Origin of the sequence: Nitrospirillum viridazoti CBAmc (assembly GCF_000730165.1) — a bacterium.
GTDB classification, from domain to species: domain Bacteria; phylum Pseudomonadota; class Alphaproteobacteria; order Azospirillales; family Azospirillaceae; genus Nitrospirillum; species Nitrospirillum viridazoti.
The window spans coordinates 1,215,321-1,229,567 of the sequence record NZ_CP022112.1 but is presented as its reverse complement, the minus strand read 5'-3'; the positions used below and the strand labels follow the sequence as shown (position 1 = coordinate 1,229,567).

The window sequence follows — 14,247 nt, the reverse complement described above, 5'->3', positions numbered from 1 at the left end:
ATGGGCCATCCCAGACGAAGCAGGAGTTGGCATCCCATGTCGGACCTTGCATATCCCTCCCATCCCGGTCCGCAGGCGAGGGCCGCATGAACGGCGCCGCGCCGCCCCTGGTTTCCATCGATGCGGCCCTGGACCGCGCGGCCGCGCTGGTTGATCGCGCCCCGGCCCTGGCCATCGCGCAGGTCGCGGAAGTGCTCGACGCGGCGCCCGGCCACCCGCGCGCGCGGCTGATCCAAGGCCGCGCCCTCAGGCTGGCGGGGGACATCCAGGCGGCGGCGGAGGTTCTCCGCCACTTGGCCGCGGCGGAGCCGAAATCGGCCGCCACGGCCCTGGAACTGGGCCTGACGCTGCGCGACCTGGGCCAGCTTCCGGATGCCCTGATTGAAATGCGTCGCGCCGGCGCTCTCAGCCCCGACCTGGCCGCCGCCTGGCGGGCGCTGGCCGACACGCTGGCTCTCGCCGGCGAGCATGAGGAGGCGGAACGGGCCCACCTGGCCGGCGTGAAGGCGTCCACCCGCGATCCCGTCCTGGCCCAGGCCGCCATGGCCATGATCGAGGGCCGGTTGAACGTGGCGGAGCGGGCACTGCGGGACCGGTTGCGCGCCCAGCCCACCGACGTAGCGGCCATCCGCATGATGGCGGAGCTGGCCGTGCGCCTGGGCCGGTACGACGATGCCATCACCCTGCTGCGGCGCGCGTTGGAACTGGCGCCCGCCTTCACCGCGGCCCGCGAGTTGCTGGCCCGCACGCTGCAACGGCACAACCGGCCGGCCGACGCCCTTGCCGAGGTGGAGCATCTGCTGGCGGCTGAGCCGGACAATCCGTCGGTGCTGATGCTCAAGGCCTCGCTGCTGGTCCGCATCGGCGACCAGGAGGCCGCCGCCGCCGTGTACGCCCACGTTCTGGCCCGCCACCCGCAGCAGGCCAAGGGCTGGATGAGCTACGGCCATGTCCTGAAGGCGATCGGCCGGGTGGACGACGCCATCGCCGCCTATCGCACCGCCCTTGAGCAGCAGCCCACGCTGGGCGAGGCGTGGTGGAGCCTGGCCAACCTCAAGACCTTCCGCTTTTCCGTGGACGACAGGGCGGCCATGGAGCGCGGCTTGCGGGCCACGGCGGATGACGAGAACCGGTTGCACCTGCATTTCGCGCTGGGCAAGGCGCTTGAGGATGCGGGAGGTGACGACGCGGCCGCCTTCCAGGCCTATGCCGAGGGCAACCGCCTGCGCCGGGCCCAGCTGGGCTACGACCCGGATGAGACGCACGACCAATGCGCCCGCATCGCCGCCATGGTCGACAGGGGCTTCCTGGACCGGGCGCGCGGTGGCTGCCTGGCGCCCGACCCCATCTTCGTCGTCGGCCTGCCCCGTTCGGGTTCCACCCTGGTGGAGCAGATCCTGGCGAGCCACAGCATGGTCGAGGGCACCAGCGAACTGCCCGACATGATGGCGATCGCCGCACGGCTGGCAGCACCCGGCAAGGGGGCTGCCGCCGGGCGGTATCCGGAATGCCTGGATGACCTGCCCCCCGACGCCTTGCAGGCGTTGGGCGCCGAATACATCGCGCGGACGCGGGTGCACCGGCACGAGGCGAAACCCTTCTTCATCGACAAGATGCCGAACAACTGGATGCATGTGGCGCTGATCCGCGCCATCCTGCCCAAGGCGCGGATCGTCGATGTCCGCCGGCATCCCCTGGGTGTCGGGTGGTCCGCCTACAAGCAGCATTTCGCGCGCGGCCAGGCCTTCACGTACGACCTGATGGAACTGGGGCGTTACTACGCGGACTACGCAACGCTCATGGCCCATGTGGACCGGGCGGCCCCCGGCAGCGTGCACCGTGTCGTCTATGAACGGCTGGTGGCAGACACCGAAAACGAGGTCCACGCGCTGTTGGAGCATCTGGGCCTGCCGTTCGAGGACGGCTGCCTGGCCTTTTGGGACAACCGGCGCACCGTGCGCACCCCCAGTTCGGAGCAGGTCCGCCAGCCCATCTTCACCGAGGGGCTGGACCATTGGCGGCGTTTCGAGCCCTGGCTGGCGCCGCTGAAAGCGGCGCTGGGGACCGTGCTGCACACCTATCCGGAAGTTGAGTTGTAGTTGTGTGAGTCAATATAAAGTAAAACAACAAAAATACCTAAGGGCGGAAGACCCACAAGAACAGGGACAGAAGCGGAACTTCATGGGAAAGGGCGATCATAATGCGAGTTAAGACCAAGCGGGCCGGCAGGCTGGTCCTGCTTCTGGCCTCCACGGCGCTTGCGCCGATATGGGGAATGCAGTCCGCCATCGCCGCCGACACCACGCCCGCCGCACCGGCGACCCCGGATTCTGCGGCGAACGAAGGCCTGATGGAAATCGTGGTGACGGCGCAGAAGCGCAGCGAGAACCTCCAGAACGTGCCCATCAGCCTGCAGGCCCTGGGCACGGCCACGCTGGAGCAGCACCAGGTTCAGTCCTTCGACGACTACGCCAAGCAGCTGCCCAGCGTGTCTTTCCAGTCTTTCGGGCCAGGCCAGAGCCAGCTGTTCTTCCGCGGCATCTCGTCCGGCGGCGACGGCCTGCCGTTCGGCGCGCTGCCCACCAGCGGCTTCTACCTGGACGAAATACCGGTCACCACCATCGGCTCCCTGCTGGACGTCCATATCTATGACGTTGCCCGGGTCGAGGCGCTGTCCGGGCCGCAAGGCACGCTCTACGGCGCCAGTTCCCTCTCCGGCACCCTGCGCATCATCACCAACAAGCCGGACACGTCCAAATTCTCCGCGGGCTATGACGTGCAGGGCACCCGCTTCGACAAGGGCAGCCTGGGCGGCACCATCGAGGGTTTCGTCAACATCCCCCTCAGCAACAGGGCGGCGGTGCGCATCGTCGGCTTTGACGAGCATGACGGCGGCTATATCGACAACACCTACCACCAGCGCACCTACCAGAGCCCCCATACCCTGGACGACGGCACGGTGGTCAACAGCCCCATCACCGTGGACAACTCGAAGTTCGTCAAAAAGAACTTCAACGACGTCGACACCTATGGCGGCCGCGTCGCCCTGGGCATCGACCTGGACGACGACTGGACCGTTACCCCCCAGGTCATCGCCCAGCATCAGCGGTCCAACGGTTCCTTCCTTTACGACCCCAAGGCCGGTGACCTGCAGGTCCACGACTATGCGCCGGAACGCAACATCGACAAGTGGTACCAGGCGGCCCTGACGGTCGAGGGCAAGGTCTGGGATTGGGATGTGCTCTATTCCGGCGGCTATATGCAGCGGTCGATCGACACCCACGCCGACTACAGCTACTACACCGTCGCCTACGACGCCTATCCCAACTATGGGTATTTCACGAATTCGATGGGGAAGCAGATCGACCCCACCCAATATTATTATGGGCACCAGGATCTGACCAAGCAAAGTCACGAACTGCGCTTCAGCTCGCCCTCAACCAACCGCTGGCGGGTTACCGCCGGCCTGTTCTATCAAGAGCAGACCAACCAGTCCCAGGCGAACTATTACGCGCCGGGTTACGGGTCGTCCCAACAGGGATCGCCCGTGTATGAAGACGACATCTTCCTCACCAACGTGCATATCGTCGACCGCGACTACGCGGTGTTCAGCCAGGCCTCCTACGATATCCTGCCCAGCGTCACCCTGACCGGCGGCGTGCGCGGATTCATCGCCGACAACACGCTAACCGGCTTCTCAGGCTTCGCCAGCGACGCGGCGAAGGCCGGCTGCGTGACCCCCTTCCCGTCGCTCAACAGCTGTTCCTACCTCAACAAGAAATTCAATGACTCGGGCGAGACCCACAAACTGAACGTGACCTGGCAGATCGATCCGGATCGCATGGTCTATGCGACATATTCCACCGGCTACCGCCCCGGCGGTAACAATCGCCGCGCGGGCGTCGAACCCTACGGATCGGATACGCTGGACAATTACGAGCTGGGATGGAAGACGTCGTGGTTCGATCAGAAGCTACGCTTCAACGGCGCCGTCTATTACGAGGAATGGAACAACCTGCAGTACGCCCTGGTGGCGCTCAACTCCGGCAGCGTGACCAACATCTACAATGCCGGCGACGCCCGGGTGTACGGCGTCGAGACGGACATCACCTGGGCCGTCACCCGCAGCCTGACCCTGTCGGCATCGGGTGCGTTCAACGATGCCCGTTTGGCGACCGACTTCTGCGCCATCGGCGCCAACAGCAACCCGGATTGCGCCTCCGGCATCATCGCGGCGCCGAAGGGCACGCGGTTGCCGGTGCAGCCCCGGATCAAGTTCAACACCACGGCCCGCTATGAATTCCTGTTGGGGGAGGCGGACAGCTTCGTCCAGGGATCCCTGAACCACCAGACCAGCACGCGCAGCTTCCTGGGCACCACGGCGGACGAGCTCGTCGGCGACAGTCCGGGCTTCACCACCGTGGACATTTCGATGGGCGGCAAGATCGGCAACACCAGCGCCGAGTTCTATGTCCAGAACCTGTTCGACGACCGTGGGGGGCTGACCCGCAACACCTTCTCCGCCCCTGAAATCTCCGGCCAGTACGCGCGCATCTATCCGACGAAGCCGCGACTGTTCGGTGTCAAGTTCGGGCAGAAGTTCTGATGTCCCGTCCGGCCTGCGGTCCTTCGGGGCCGCAGGCCGTCACGGACGGCTGCTGCCGAACCGGGCGACCAGATGATAGGCCGTGCCCAGGAAATATTGGCGCACGGCCGTGATCCGTTCCGAACTGCGCCAGGTCTGCCGTTCCACCAACAGGCAGGCCGTGCCGACCGGCGTCTTGAGAAGACGCGCGATCTCCGCATCCGCGGGGACGGCGGAAATGCGGGTTTCCGCCTCCGTCCACGGCACATGCCGCAGCAGCCAGGTTCCTGGCGGTTCCTTCTCAAGGTCCGCCTCCGCGATCGCCGGCACGGCGGCCAGGCTGACCAGGCGGCGTTCCACCGCCAGGGGCGCGCCGTCGGCGGAATGCAGGCCGTCCAACTGCAACAGCCGGCGACCGCCGGCCAGCAACTCCTCCTCGGCGTTTCCCCGAGCCGCCGCCCGCAGCTTCCGCACCAGCAGCTGATAGCCGTAGACATGGCCGCGTTTGGCCACCTCGACCGGTAGGTCCGGAACGTCCAGGATCATGGAATGGGCATGCGGGCGGCCCACGAAGGAGCCGGCGCCCTTGCGCCGCTCGATGAGACCCGCCGCGGCCAAGGCGGACAGCGCCTTGTTGACCGTCATGCGCGAGCATTGATAGGTCTGCATCAGCTCATGCTCGACGGGGAGCCGGTCTTCCGGCGCCAGCTTTCCCGACAGGATGGCCGATTCTATGTCCGTTCGAATGCGCTCATGCAGGGAAAGCGTCACTGGGTCAATCTTTCGAGGACTTGGCGGTAACGGGTGACAATGGCGTCCCGCCGCTGGTGCCGGCCAGTATTAACCACCTGCTTGCCCCGGCGCCAGACCCCGTCAATGGCCGTCCGGCCGGCGGCGAAGATCAGGGCGTCCAGCAGCGCCGGGCCCCGACGGCCGTGCAGCGACGGATGTTGGGTGTCGAGGCTGACCAGGTCCGCCGCATGGCCGACCGCGATGGCGGATGGCGCGCCCAGGGCGGCGGCGCCACCCGCCAGCGCGCCCTCCATCAGATCCTGGCCCGTCGATCGTCCCGGCGCCCGCGCCATCACGTTGCGGCTGCGGCCCGCCAGGCGCTGGCCGTATTCCAACAGGCGCAGTTCCTCGGTCGCGTCGATCAGGACGTTCGAGTCCGATCCGACGCCGAACCGGCCACCGGCGGACAGATAGGCGGGGGCTGGGAAGATGCCGTCGCCCAGGTTGGCCTCCGTGATGGGGCAGAGGCCGACCACTGCGCCGCGCGCCGCCATGTCCGCGACCTCCGCCGGGGTCACGTGGGTGGCATGCACCAGGCACCATCGGGCGTCCACGGCCACGTTGGCCAGCAGCCATTCCACCGGCCGGCCCCCGCCCCAGGCCACGCAGTCCTCGACCTCTTTCACCTGCTCGGCGACGTGGATGTGCACGGGGGCGGCGCCGGCCAGGCCGGCCACCTCGGTCAATTCCTCGGGCGTCACCGCGCGCAGGCTGTGCGGCGCCACGCCGACGACCGCATCGGGCAGGGCACGCGCCTTGGTCCGCGCCGCGTCCAGCAGGCGGGCGAAGCCGTCCAGGTCGTGCAGGAAGCGGCGCTGTCCGTGTCCCGGTGCCGCCCCGCCAAAACCGGAATGCGCGTAGAACACGGGCAGATGGGTCAGGGCGATGCCGGTCTCATCCGCCGCCGCGACGATGGCGGCGCTCATCTCCGCCGGGTCGGCGAACCGGCCGCCGTCCCGATCATGATGAAGGTAATGGAATTCCCCGACGCGGGTGAACCCGGCCTCCAGCATTTCCATGTAGGCCAAGGCCGCGATGGCGTGCAGGTCATCGGGTGAAAGGCGATCGACGAAGCGGTACATGACGTCGCGCCAGGTCCAGAAGCTGTCGCCCGCCGGCCCCCGCACCTCCGCCAGGCCGGCCATGCCGCGCTGGAAGGCATGGCTGTGCAGGTTGGGCAGGCCCGGCACCGCCACCGGCTGCCGTTCATCACCGGCCTGGGGGGTCGCGTTCCGTTCCAGGGTGGCGATGACGCCATCCCGGACCGTCAGCCGCACATTGTCCGCCCAACCCTCGGGAAGCAGGGCCTGCTGGAAGTGGAAAGCCCCGTCCGAACCGCCGTCAGTGCCCATGGTGCATTCTCCTGTTGCGCCATATGTCTATACATTCTAAGGTGCGAACGCAACCATTGAGGCGGACCTGAGCCGCCGGGAGAACGGGCATGCGTTGCGACAAGCTGTGGAAAAACGCCCATTTGGCGACGCTTGCCGGGGCTGAGCCTGGGCTGGGGATCGTTCGCGATGGCGTCGTTGCCATGCGCGACGGCCTGATCGTCTATGCCGGCCCCGCTGCCGACGCGCCCGCTTTCGACGCCGGCGTGGTGGTGGATTGCGCCGGCCGTTGGATCACCCCCGGCCTGATCGATTGTCACACGCATCTGGTCCATGGCGGAAGCCGGGCGCATGAGTTCGAACTGCGGCTGGCCGGCGCCTCTTATGAGGAGATCGCCCGGGCTGGCGGCGGCATCCTTTCCACCATGCGTGCCACGCGCGACGCCGACGTGGCGGCGCTGACGGCCAGCGCGCTGCCTCGGCTGGACGCCCTGATGGCGGAAGGGGCGACGACGGTGGAGGTCAAGTCAGGATACGGACTGACTCTGGAGGCTGAGCTGCACATGCTGCGCGCCGCGCGCCGGCTGGGGCAGGCGCGGCCGGTCCGGATCACCACCACCTTCCTGGGCGCCCACGCGCTGCCGCCTGAATTCAGCGGTGACGCCGACGGCTATATCGACTTCCTGTGCGACACCGTGCTGCCGGCGGCGGCGGGGGAGGGGCTGGCCGACGCCGTCGACGCGTTCTGCGAGGGCATCGGCTTCACGCCGGATCAGACGGCGCGGATGTTCGCCGCCGCCGCCGCCCATGGCCTGCCGATCAAACTGCATGCCGACCAGTTGTCCAACCTGTCCGGCGCCGCGCTGGCGGCCCGGCATGGTGCCCTGTCGGCCGATCATCTGGAACATACCGACGCCGATGGTGTCGCGGCCATGGCTGCGGCCGGCACCGTGGCGACGTTGCTGCCCGGCGCCTTCTATTTCGTGCGGGAAACCAAGCTGCCGCCCGTGGACGCCTTCCGCGCGGCCGGCGTGCCCATGGCCCTGGCCACGGATTGCAACCCGGGTACGTCGCCCCTGACCTCGCTGCTGCTGGTCATGAACATGGGGGCCACCCTGTTCCGCATGACGGTCGATGAGTGCATTGCCGGCGTCACCCGCAACGCCGCCCGCGCCTTGGGGCTGCACCATGAGATAGGCACGCTGGAGGCGGGCAAGTCCTGCGACCTGGCGATCTGGGATATCGAGCGGCCGGCGGATCTGGTCTATCGCATGGGGTTCACCCCCCTGCACGCGCGTGTCTGGCGGGGAAACTGAGATGACAGACTGGCTGGAAATCCACCGCGGCGCCGCGCCCCTGGTCGTGACCTTTCCCCATACCGGCACCGACATACCGGATGGGCTGCTGGGCCGCTTCGCGTCGCCCTGGCTGGCGCGCAAGGACGCCGACTGGTGGATCGATCGGCTGTACGCCTTCGCGGCGGACATGGGCGCCACCACCATCCGGACGCGGCTGTCGCGCAGCGTCATCGACGTCAACCGCGACCCCTCCGGCGCATCGCTCTATCCCGGCCAGGCGACAACCGACCTCTGCCCCGTCACCACCTTCGACGGTGAGCCGCTTTACGCCGGGGCCACGCCCGATGCCGCCGACATCGCCGCGCGGCGGACAGCTTATTTCGATCCCTACCACGACGCCATCCGGGCGGAGCTGGCGCGGCTGCGGCGGAACCATGGCGCCGTCGTCCTGTATGACGCCCATTCCATCCGCAGCGTCATCCCGCGCCTGTTCGACGGCCCCCTGCCGCAGTTCAACATCGGTACCAACGGTGGCGCCACCTGCGACGGGGCGCTGGCCACCGCCGTCCACGACCGCTGCGCCGCCAGCGGCCACAGCCACGTGCTGAACGGCCGGTTCAAAGGCGGTTGGACGACGCGCCACTATGGCCGCCCCGCCGAGGGCATCCACGCCATTCAGATGGAACTGGCCATCCGGGGCTATCTCGCCGAGCCGGACGAGCCTGGCCCCGACACTTGGCCGCCCCCTTTCGACCCCGCTTACGCGAGGCCTCTCGTCACGGTCCTGACCGGTATCCTGGACGACTGCCTCGCCTTCGCCACCAGCCTGGGAAGGACCCTATGAGCCGCATCGACAACACCCGCGTCATCCGCCCCGCCACCGGCACGGAACGCACCGCCAAAAGCTGGCTGACCGAGGCGGCGCTGCGCATGCTGATGAACAACCTGCACCCCGACGTGGCGGAGCGCCCGGAGGAGCTGGTGGTCTACGGCGGCATCGGCCGCGCCGCTCGCGACTGGCAGAGCTACGATCGGATCGTGGAGGCGTTGACGCGGCTGGAGGCCGACCAGACCCTGCTGGTCCAGTCCGGCAAGCCGGTGGGTGTCTTCCGCACCCATCCCGACGCCCCGCGCGTCCTGATCGCCAACAGCAATCTGGTCCCGAAATGGGCCAATTGGGAGCATTTTCACGAGCTGGACCGCAAGGGCCTGGCTATGTACGGCCAGATGACGGCCGGTTCCTGGATCTACATCGGGTCCCAGGGCATCGTCCAAGGCACCTATGAGACCTTTGTCGAGATGGGCCGCCAGCATTATGGTGGCGACCTGTCGGGCCGCTGGCTGCTGACCGCCGGCCTGGGCGGGATGGGCGGGGCGCAGCCGCTGGCCGCCGTCATGGCCGGCGCCTCCTGCCTGGCCATCGAATGCCAGCGCAGCCGCATCGAGATGCGCCTGAGGACCGGCTATTTGGATCATGCCGCCGAAACCATCGATGAGGCGATGGCCATCATCGAACGCAGCTGTGCCGAGAAGAAGGCGGTGTCGGTCGGCCTGCTGGGCAATGCCGCCGAACTCCTGCCCGAGATGGTCCGGCGCGGCATCCGTCCGGATTTGCTGACCGACCAGACCTCGGCCCACGATCCCGTCAACGGCTATCTGCCGGTGGGTTGGACGGTGGCCGAGTGGGTCGAGCGGCGGGAACGCGAGCCGCAGGCCGTGGCCGCCGCCGCGCGCGCCAGCATGGCGGTGCACGTCCAGGCCATGCTGGACTTCCAGGCGGCGGGTGTGCCCACCGTCGACTATGGCAACAACATCCGCCAAGTGGCGAAGGACGAGGGGGTTGCCAACGCCTTCGACTTCCCCGGCTTCGTGCCCGCCTACATCCGCCCGCTGTTCTGCCGTGGCATCGGCCCCTTCCGCTGGGCGGCCCTGTCCGGCGATCCCGAGGACATCTACAAGACCGACGCCAAGGTGAAGGAACTGCTGCCGGACAACCGGCACCTGCACAATTGGCTGGACATGGCGCGGGAGAGGATCCGGTTCCAGGGCCTGCCGGCCCGCATCTGCTGGGTTGGGCTGGGGGACCGCCACCGCCTGGGACTGGCCTTCAATGAGATGGTGGCCAGGGGCGAGCTGAAGGCCCCCGTGGTGATCGGCCGCGACCATCTGGACAGCGGCAGCGTCGCCAGCCCCAACCGCGAGACGGAAGCCATGCGGGACGGCAGCGACGCCGTGTCCGACTGGCCGCTGCTGAACGCGTTGCTGAACACCGCGTCGGGCGCCACCTGGGTATCGCTGCACCATGGTGGCGGCGTGGGCATGGGCTATTCCCAGCATAGCGGCATGGTCATCGTCGCCGATGGCACCCCCGAAGCCGCCAAGCGGCTGGAGCGCGTCCTGTGGAATGACCCGGCCACCGGCGTGATGCGCCATGCCGACGCCGGCTACGACATCGCCCGCGACTGCGCCCGCACCATGGGCCTTGACCTGCCCGGTATCCTGGGATGAGGGGTGTCCGCCTGCTTCCCTCGGCCTCACGGCCCGCTCAGGCCTGGAAGAACGGGGGCGGCGTCACGCGCGAGGTCGCCCGCCAGGACGATGGCGCGGGCGACATCCTCTGGCGCGTCAGCATCGCGGACGTGCGGGGGGCGGGGCCCTTTTCCCACTTCCCGGGCATCGACCGCGTGCTGGCGGTGCTGGAAGGCCGCCTGCTGCTGGACTTCGGCGGCGGCACGGCCCCCGTCCTGGTGACACCGGAAATAGCAGCCCACGCGTTTCCCGGCGATGTGCCGGTATCGGGAACGCCGGACGGCGGGCCCGTCACCGACCTGAACCTGATGGTGCGCCGTGGCCGGATGCGCGGCACGCAGCGCCAGCTGCCCCCCGGCACCGTTACCCTGCCGCTGACCCCGGCCGCCACCCACCTGCTGGTGGCGACCGGGACGGCGCAGGTGATGCACGGCGACGAAGCCCATACCCTGGGGCCGCTTGACGCCCTCCTCGTCGATGCTGGGACGGCAGCGTCCATCACCGTCCGGGCGACGGCGGTGTGCTGGTGGATCGAGATCGTCCCGTTGGCGGAGCGGCCATGAGCAAAACCCTGCGCGGCGCCGTTCTCGGGCTGGCCGTCCTACTGTCTCTAGGCGGCGCGCGGGCGGCCGACCTACCCCCTCGGACCGTCGTGATCGGGACGGAGGGAGCCTTCCCGCCCTGGAACATCACCCGGCCCGACGGCACCCTGATCGGTTTCGAGCCCGATCTGCTTCAAATCCTTTGCCAGCGGGCGAACCTGCGCTGCCAGCTGGTGGCCCAGGATTGGGACGGCATGATCGGCGCCTTGCAGGCCCACAAGATCGACGTCATCGCCGACGCGTTGCAGATCACGCCGGCGCGCAAGGCGGTGCTGGCCTTCTCCCTGCCGTACGCCGTCACCACCGGCGTCTTCGTCACCCAGAAGGACAGCCCCTTGGCCCGCATGGCCAACCGGGACCTGGTGCTGGACCTGGACGCCAACCCCACGCCCGAGCACCAGACCCAGGCGCTGGCGGCCCTGCGCGAGGAGTTGCGCGGCAAGACCCTGGGCGTCGCCATTTCCAGCACCTACGACGGCTTCCTGGACAAATACCTGGCCGATGTCATCACCGTTAAATCCTATCGCACCATGGGCGAACGGGATCTGGACCTGTTGAGCGGCCGTATCGACCTCACGCTGGATGACACCACCTACCTGCGGCCGCTGCTGGCGGCACCGGACGCGCAGGACCTGGTCCTGGTCGGGCCGGAACTGATCGGCGGCGAGCTTGGCGCCGGCGAAGGCTTCGGCCTGCGCAAGGACGACACCGCCTTGGCGGAGCGCCTGAACGCCGCCATCCGCTCCGCCGTGGAGGACGGCACCGTGCGGCGCCTCAGCCTGAAATGGTTCAAGGCGGACGCCACCCCGACCCTGGATGCCCACCCGGGCGCCGCCGCCGGGAGCCCCCAACCATGATGGACGACCTCACGCTTCTCGGCTTTGGGCCGGACGGTTGGGCGCCCCTGCTGCTGAAGGGCTGCCTGCTCACCCTGGCGGTGTCCGCCACCTCCATGGCCATCGGCACGGTACTGGGCGTCCTGCTGGCCTGGGCGCGGCTGAAGGGACCACGCTGGCTGCGGCGCACGGCGCTGGTTTATGGCGTGGTCTTGCGCGGGGTGCCGGAGTTGCTGGTCATCCTGCTGCTGTACTTCGGCCTACCGTCACTGATCCTGTCGCTGTCGGAGACCTTCGGCTGGGAGGCACCGGGTCTGCCGCCGCCCTTCCTGATCGGCAGCGTGTCGGTCGGCCTCGTGTCGGCGGCCTATCAGGCCGAGATTTTCCGGGGTGGGGTCGGCGCCATTCCCCGGGGCCAGTTCGAGGCGGCGCGGGCCATGGGCTTCGGCGACCTCATGTGCTTCCACCGCATCGTCCTGCCGCAGGTGACACGCATCGTCCTGCCCGCGCTGGGCAATGTCTGGCAATTCAACCTGAAGGACAGCGCCCTTATCGCCGTCACCGGGCTGAGCGAGCTGATGCGTACCAGCCTGGTGGCCGCCGGATCAACCCGGCATCCCTTCCTGTTCTTCGGCGTGGCCATGGCGCTTTACCTGGTGCTCACCACCCTTTCCAGCACGGCCTTCCACTATGGCGGCCGCTATTCCAACCGGTGGGACAGGGGCTGAGCGCGATGGAGGAGCATCTGACGTTCATCGGGTCGGTCACCGCGCAGCTGGTGCGCGCCGTGCCCGTGACCCTGCTGATTCTGGCGGTTTCCGGCGTCTGCGCCACGGTGCTGGCCACGGGCCTCACGGCGATGTCGGTGGCGCGGTCGCCGCTACCGCGCCTGATCCAGCGGACCTGGACCTTCCTGTTCCGGGGCACGCCGCTGATCCTGCAGATCTTCATGATCTATTATGGGTTCGCCATGGTCCCCTGGATACGCCACGGCATCCTCTGGGCGGCGTTCCGGGACCCGGTCTTCTGCACCTGCCTGGCCATGACCTGCTGTTGCTCCGCCTATATCGCCGAAATCTTTCGCGGGGCCTTGGCCGCCGTGCCGCGTGGAGAGATCGAAGCCGGCCGCGCCTGCGGCATGACCGGGTTCATGCTGTTGCGGCGGGTGATCGCGCCGTCGCTCATCCGCATCGCGCTGCCCAGCTATTCCAATGAAATCATCATGATGACCAAGTCGACCTCCTTGGCCAGCACCATCACGGTACTGGACATCACCGGCGTGGCGCAACAGGTCATCGCCCACAGCTACCGCACCCTGGACGTGTTCTGCGCGGCGGCGGCGTTGTACCTGCTGATCAACGCGACCCTGTCGACCCTGCTGACGGCGCTGGAGCGCCGGCTGGACGTCGACCGCGCGCCCACCCCGCTCGCACCCATTCCGCCCACCCTGGAGCCGCTGTCATGACCGTGCCGCCCCCTGTCCTGACCGCCACCAACATCCGCAAGTCCTTCGGCGACAGGGAAGTACTGGCCGGCATTTCGCTGGAGGCGCGGGAGGGGGAGGTCATCTCCATCCTGGGGGGCAGCGGCTCGGGCAAAAGCACCTTCCTGCGCTGCCTCAACCTGCTGGAGGTTCCAGACGAGGGGCAGATCGCCATCGGCGACGTGCAGGCGCCCCTGGCGCGCAACCGCCACGGCCGCCTGGAGGTTTCCGACAGCCGTGCCGCCGCCCGCCTGCGGACGCAGACGGCCATGGTCTTCCAAGGCTTCAATCTCTGGCCCCACCTCACGGTGCTGCAGAACGTCATGGAGGCCCCCTTGCGCGTCCATCGCCGTGACCGCGAGGAGGTTTTGGCCACCGCGCGGTCGCTGCTGGAACGGGTGGGCATGGCCAGCTTTCACGCCGCCTATCCCAAGCGGCTCTCCGGCGGGCAGCAGCAGCGGGTGGCCATCGCCCGGGCCCTGGCGACGAACCCGAAGCTGGTCCTGTTCGATGAGCCGACCTCCGCCCTCGATCCGGAACGGGTGCGCGAGGTCCTGGCCCTGATGCGATCCCTGGCGGAGGAGGGGCGCACCATGATCGTCGTGACCCACGAGATGGCGTTCGCGCGGGACGTGTCCAGCCGGGTAGTGCATTTGATGAACGGGCGGGTCGAGTCCAGCGGACCGCCGGCCCACATGTTCGGCGCCGACGCATCCCCGGCGTTTCGCGCCTTTCTGTCCCCCGCGGCTCTTTGACCCCGCAATTCTTTGACAAGGCGATACCTTCCGGCG

General features: G+C 68.1%; 12 protein-coding genes. 10 read left to right on the top strand and 2 right to left on the bottom strand.

The window, feature by feature from the left end; genetic code table 11:
* Positions 1-86: 86 nt before the first annotated feature.
* Both Y958_RS26955 and Y958_RS26950 read left to right on the top strand, forming a co-directional pair.
* Complete coding sequence (locus Y958_RS26955; protein WP_145727729.1) at positions 87-2,099, top strand: tetratricopeptide repeat-containing sulfotransferase family protein; 2,013 nt, start codon at positions 87-89, stop codon at positions 2,097-2,099.
* 176 nt (positions 2,100-2,275) lie between these two features.
* Entirely contained in the window at positions 2,276-4,606 is a 2,331-nt protein-coding gene (locus Y958_RS26950; protein ID WP_244909622.1) for a TonB-dependent receptor, read from the top strand.
* A 39-nt stretch (positions 4,607-4,645) separates the two neighbouring features.
* Here the strand turns inward: Y958_RS26950 and hutC are convergent, their stop codons facing one another.
* Positions 4,646-5,356: a histidine utilization transcriptional repressor HutC gene (hutC, locus tag Y958_RS26945; protein ID WP_088874938.1), complete on the bottom strand. Its 711-nt coding sequence runs from the start codon at positions 5,354-5,356 to the stop codon at positions 4,646-4,648.
* On the bottom strand, positions 5,353-6,729 hold the full coding sequence (locus Y958_RS26940) for a formimidoylglutamate deiminase (protein WP_088874937.1): 1,377 nt from the start codon (positions 6,727-6,729) through the stop codon (positions 5,353-5,355). The genes hutC and Y958_RS26940 overlap by 4 nt, the downstream gene beginning before the upstream one ends.
* An 89-nt stretch (positions 6,730-6,818) precedes the next feature.
* Between Y958_RS26940 and hutI the strand changes: the two genes are divergently transcribed.
* The 8 genes from hutI to Y958_RS26900 are packed head-to-tail and all read left to right on the top strand — an operon-like array spanning position 6,819 to position 14,211.
* Positions 6,819-8,024, top strand: coding sequence for an imidazolonepropionase (gene hutI / locus Y958_RS26935; protein WP_088874936.1), 1,206 nt, complete (start codon positions 6,819-6,821; stop codon positions 8,022-8,024).
* Position 8,025: 1 nt separating this feature from the next.
* Positions 8,026-8,850: an N-formylglutamate deformylase gene (hutG, locus tag Y958_RS26930; RefSeq protein WP_088874935.1), complete on the top strand. Its 825-nt coding sequence runs from the start codon at positions 8,026-8,028 to the stop codon at positions 8,848-8,850.
* A complete protein-coding gene (gene hutU, locus Y958_RS26925) occupies positions 8,847-10,514 on the top strand; it encodes a urocanate hydratase (RefSeq protein ID WP_088874934.1) in 1,668 nt (555 codons plus the stop codon). The genes hutG and hutU overlap by 4 nt, the downstream gene beginning before the upstream one ends.
* Entirely contained in the window at positions 10,511-11,098 is a 588-nt protein-coding gene (locus Y958_RS26920) for a HutD/Ves family protein (protein WP_088874933.1), read from the top strand. The genes hutU and Y958_RS26920 overlap by 4 nt, the downstream gene beginning before the upstream one ends.
* Complete coding sequence (locus Y958_RS26915; RefSeq protein ID WP_088874932.1) at positions 11,095-11,994, top strand: transporter substrate-binding domain-containing protein; 900 nt, start codon at positions 11,095-11,097, stop codon at positions 11,992-11,994. Before Y958_RS26920 ends, Y958_RS26915 begins: the two co-directional genes overlap by 4 nt.
* Positions 11,991-12,701: an ABC transporter permease gene (locus Y958_RS26910; protein WP_088874931.1), complete on the top strand. Its 711-nt coding sequence runs from the start codon at positions 11,991-11,993 to the stop codon at positions 12,699-12,701. Before Y958_RS26915 ends, Y958_RS26910 begins: the two co-directional genes overlap by 4 nt.
* Before the next feature lie 5 nt (positions 12,702-12,706).
* Positions 12,707-13,438 carry an ABC transporter permease gene (locus tag Y958_RS26905; protein WP_088874930.1) on the top strand — a complete coding sequence of 244 codons (732 nt, stop codon included), beginning with the start codon at positions 12,707-12,709 and terminating at the stop codon, positions 13,436-13,438.
* Positions 13,435-14,211 (top strand): ABC transporter ATP-binding protein, encoded by a 777-nt coding sequence (locus tag Y958_RS26900; RefSeq protein WP_088874929.1) that lies wholly within the window; start codon positions 13,435-13,437, stop codon positions 14,209-14,211. Before Y958_RS26905 ends, Y958_RS26900 begins: the two co-directional genes overlap by 4 nt.
* The last annotated feature ends 36 nt before the right edge of the window (positions 14,212-14,247 follow it).

What these genes read in the sequence shown, in the direction of transcription:
- Y958_RS26955 (WP_145727729.1), top strand. Translation starts at nt 87, where the DNA reads ATGAACGGCGCCGCGCCGCCCCTGGTTTCCATCGATGCGGCCCTGGAC.
- Y958_RS26950 (WP_244909622.1), top strand. Translation starts at nt 2,276, where the DNA reads ATGCAGTCCGCCATCGCCGCCGACACCACGCCCGCCGCACCGGCGACC.
- Y958_RS26940 (WP_088874937.1), bottom strand. Translation starts at nt 6,729, where the DNA reads ATGGGCACTGACGGCGGTTCGGACGGGGCTTTCCACTTCCAGCAGGCC.
- hutI (WP_088874936.1), top strand. Translation starts at nt 6,819, where the DNA reads ATGCGTTGCGACAAGCTGTGGAAAAACGCCCATTTGGCGACGCTTGCC.
- hutG (WP_088874935.1), top strand. Translation starts at nt 8,026, where the DNA reads ATGACAGACTGGCTGGAAATCCACCGCGGCGCCGCGCCCCTGGTCGTG.
- hutU (WP_088874934.1), top strand. Translation starts at nt 8,847, where the DNA reads ATGAGCCGCATCGACAACACCCGCGTCATCCGCCCCGCCACCGGCACG.
- Y958_RS26920 (WP_088874933.1), top strand. Translation starts at nt 10,511, where the DNA reads ATGAGGGGTGTCCGCCTGCTTCCCTCGGCCTCACGGCCCGCTCAGGCC.
- Y958_RS26915 (WP_088874932.1), top strand. Translation starts at nt 11,095, where the DNA reads ATGAGCAAAACCCTGCGCGGCGCCGTTCTCGGGCTGGCCGTCCTACTG.
- Y958_RS26910 (WP_088874931.1), top strand. Translation starts at nt 11,991, where the DNA reads ATGATGGACGACCTCACGCTTCTCGGCTTTGGGCCGGACGGTTGGGCG.
- Y958_RS26905 (WP_088874930.1), top strand. Translation starts at nt 12,707, where the DNA reads ATGGAGGAGCATCTGACGTTCATCGGGTCGGTCACCGCGCAGCTGGTG.
- Y958_RS26900 (WP_088874929.1), top strand. Translation starts at nt 13,435, where the DNA reads ATGACCGTGCCGCCCCCTGTCCTGACCGCCACCAACATCCGCAAGTCC.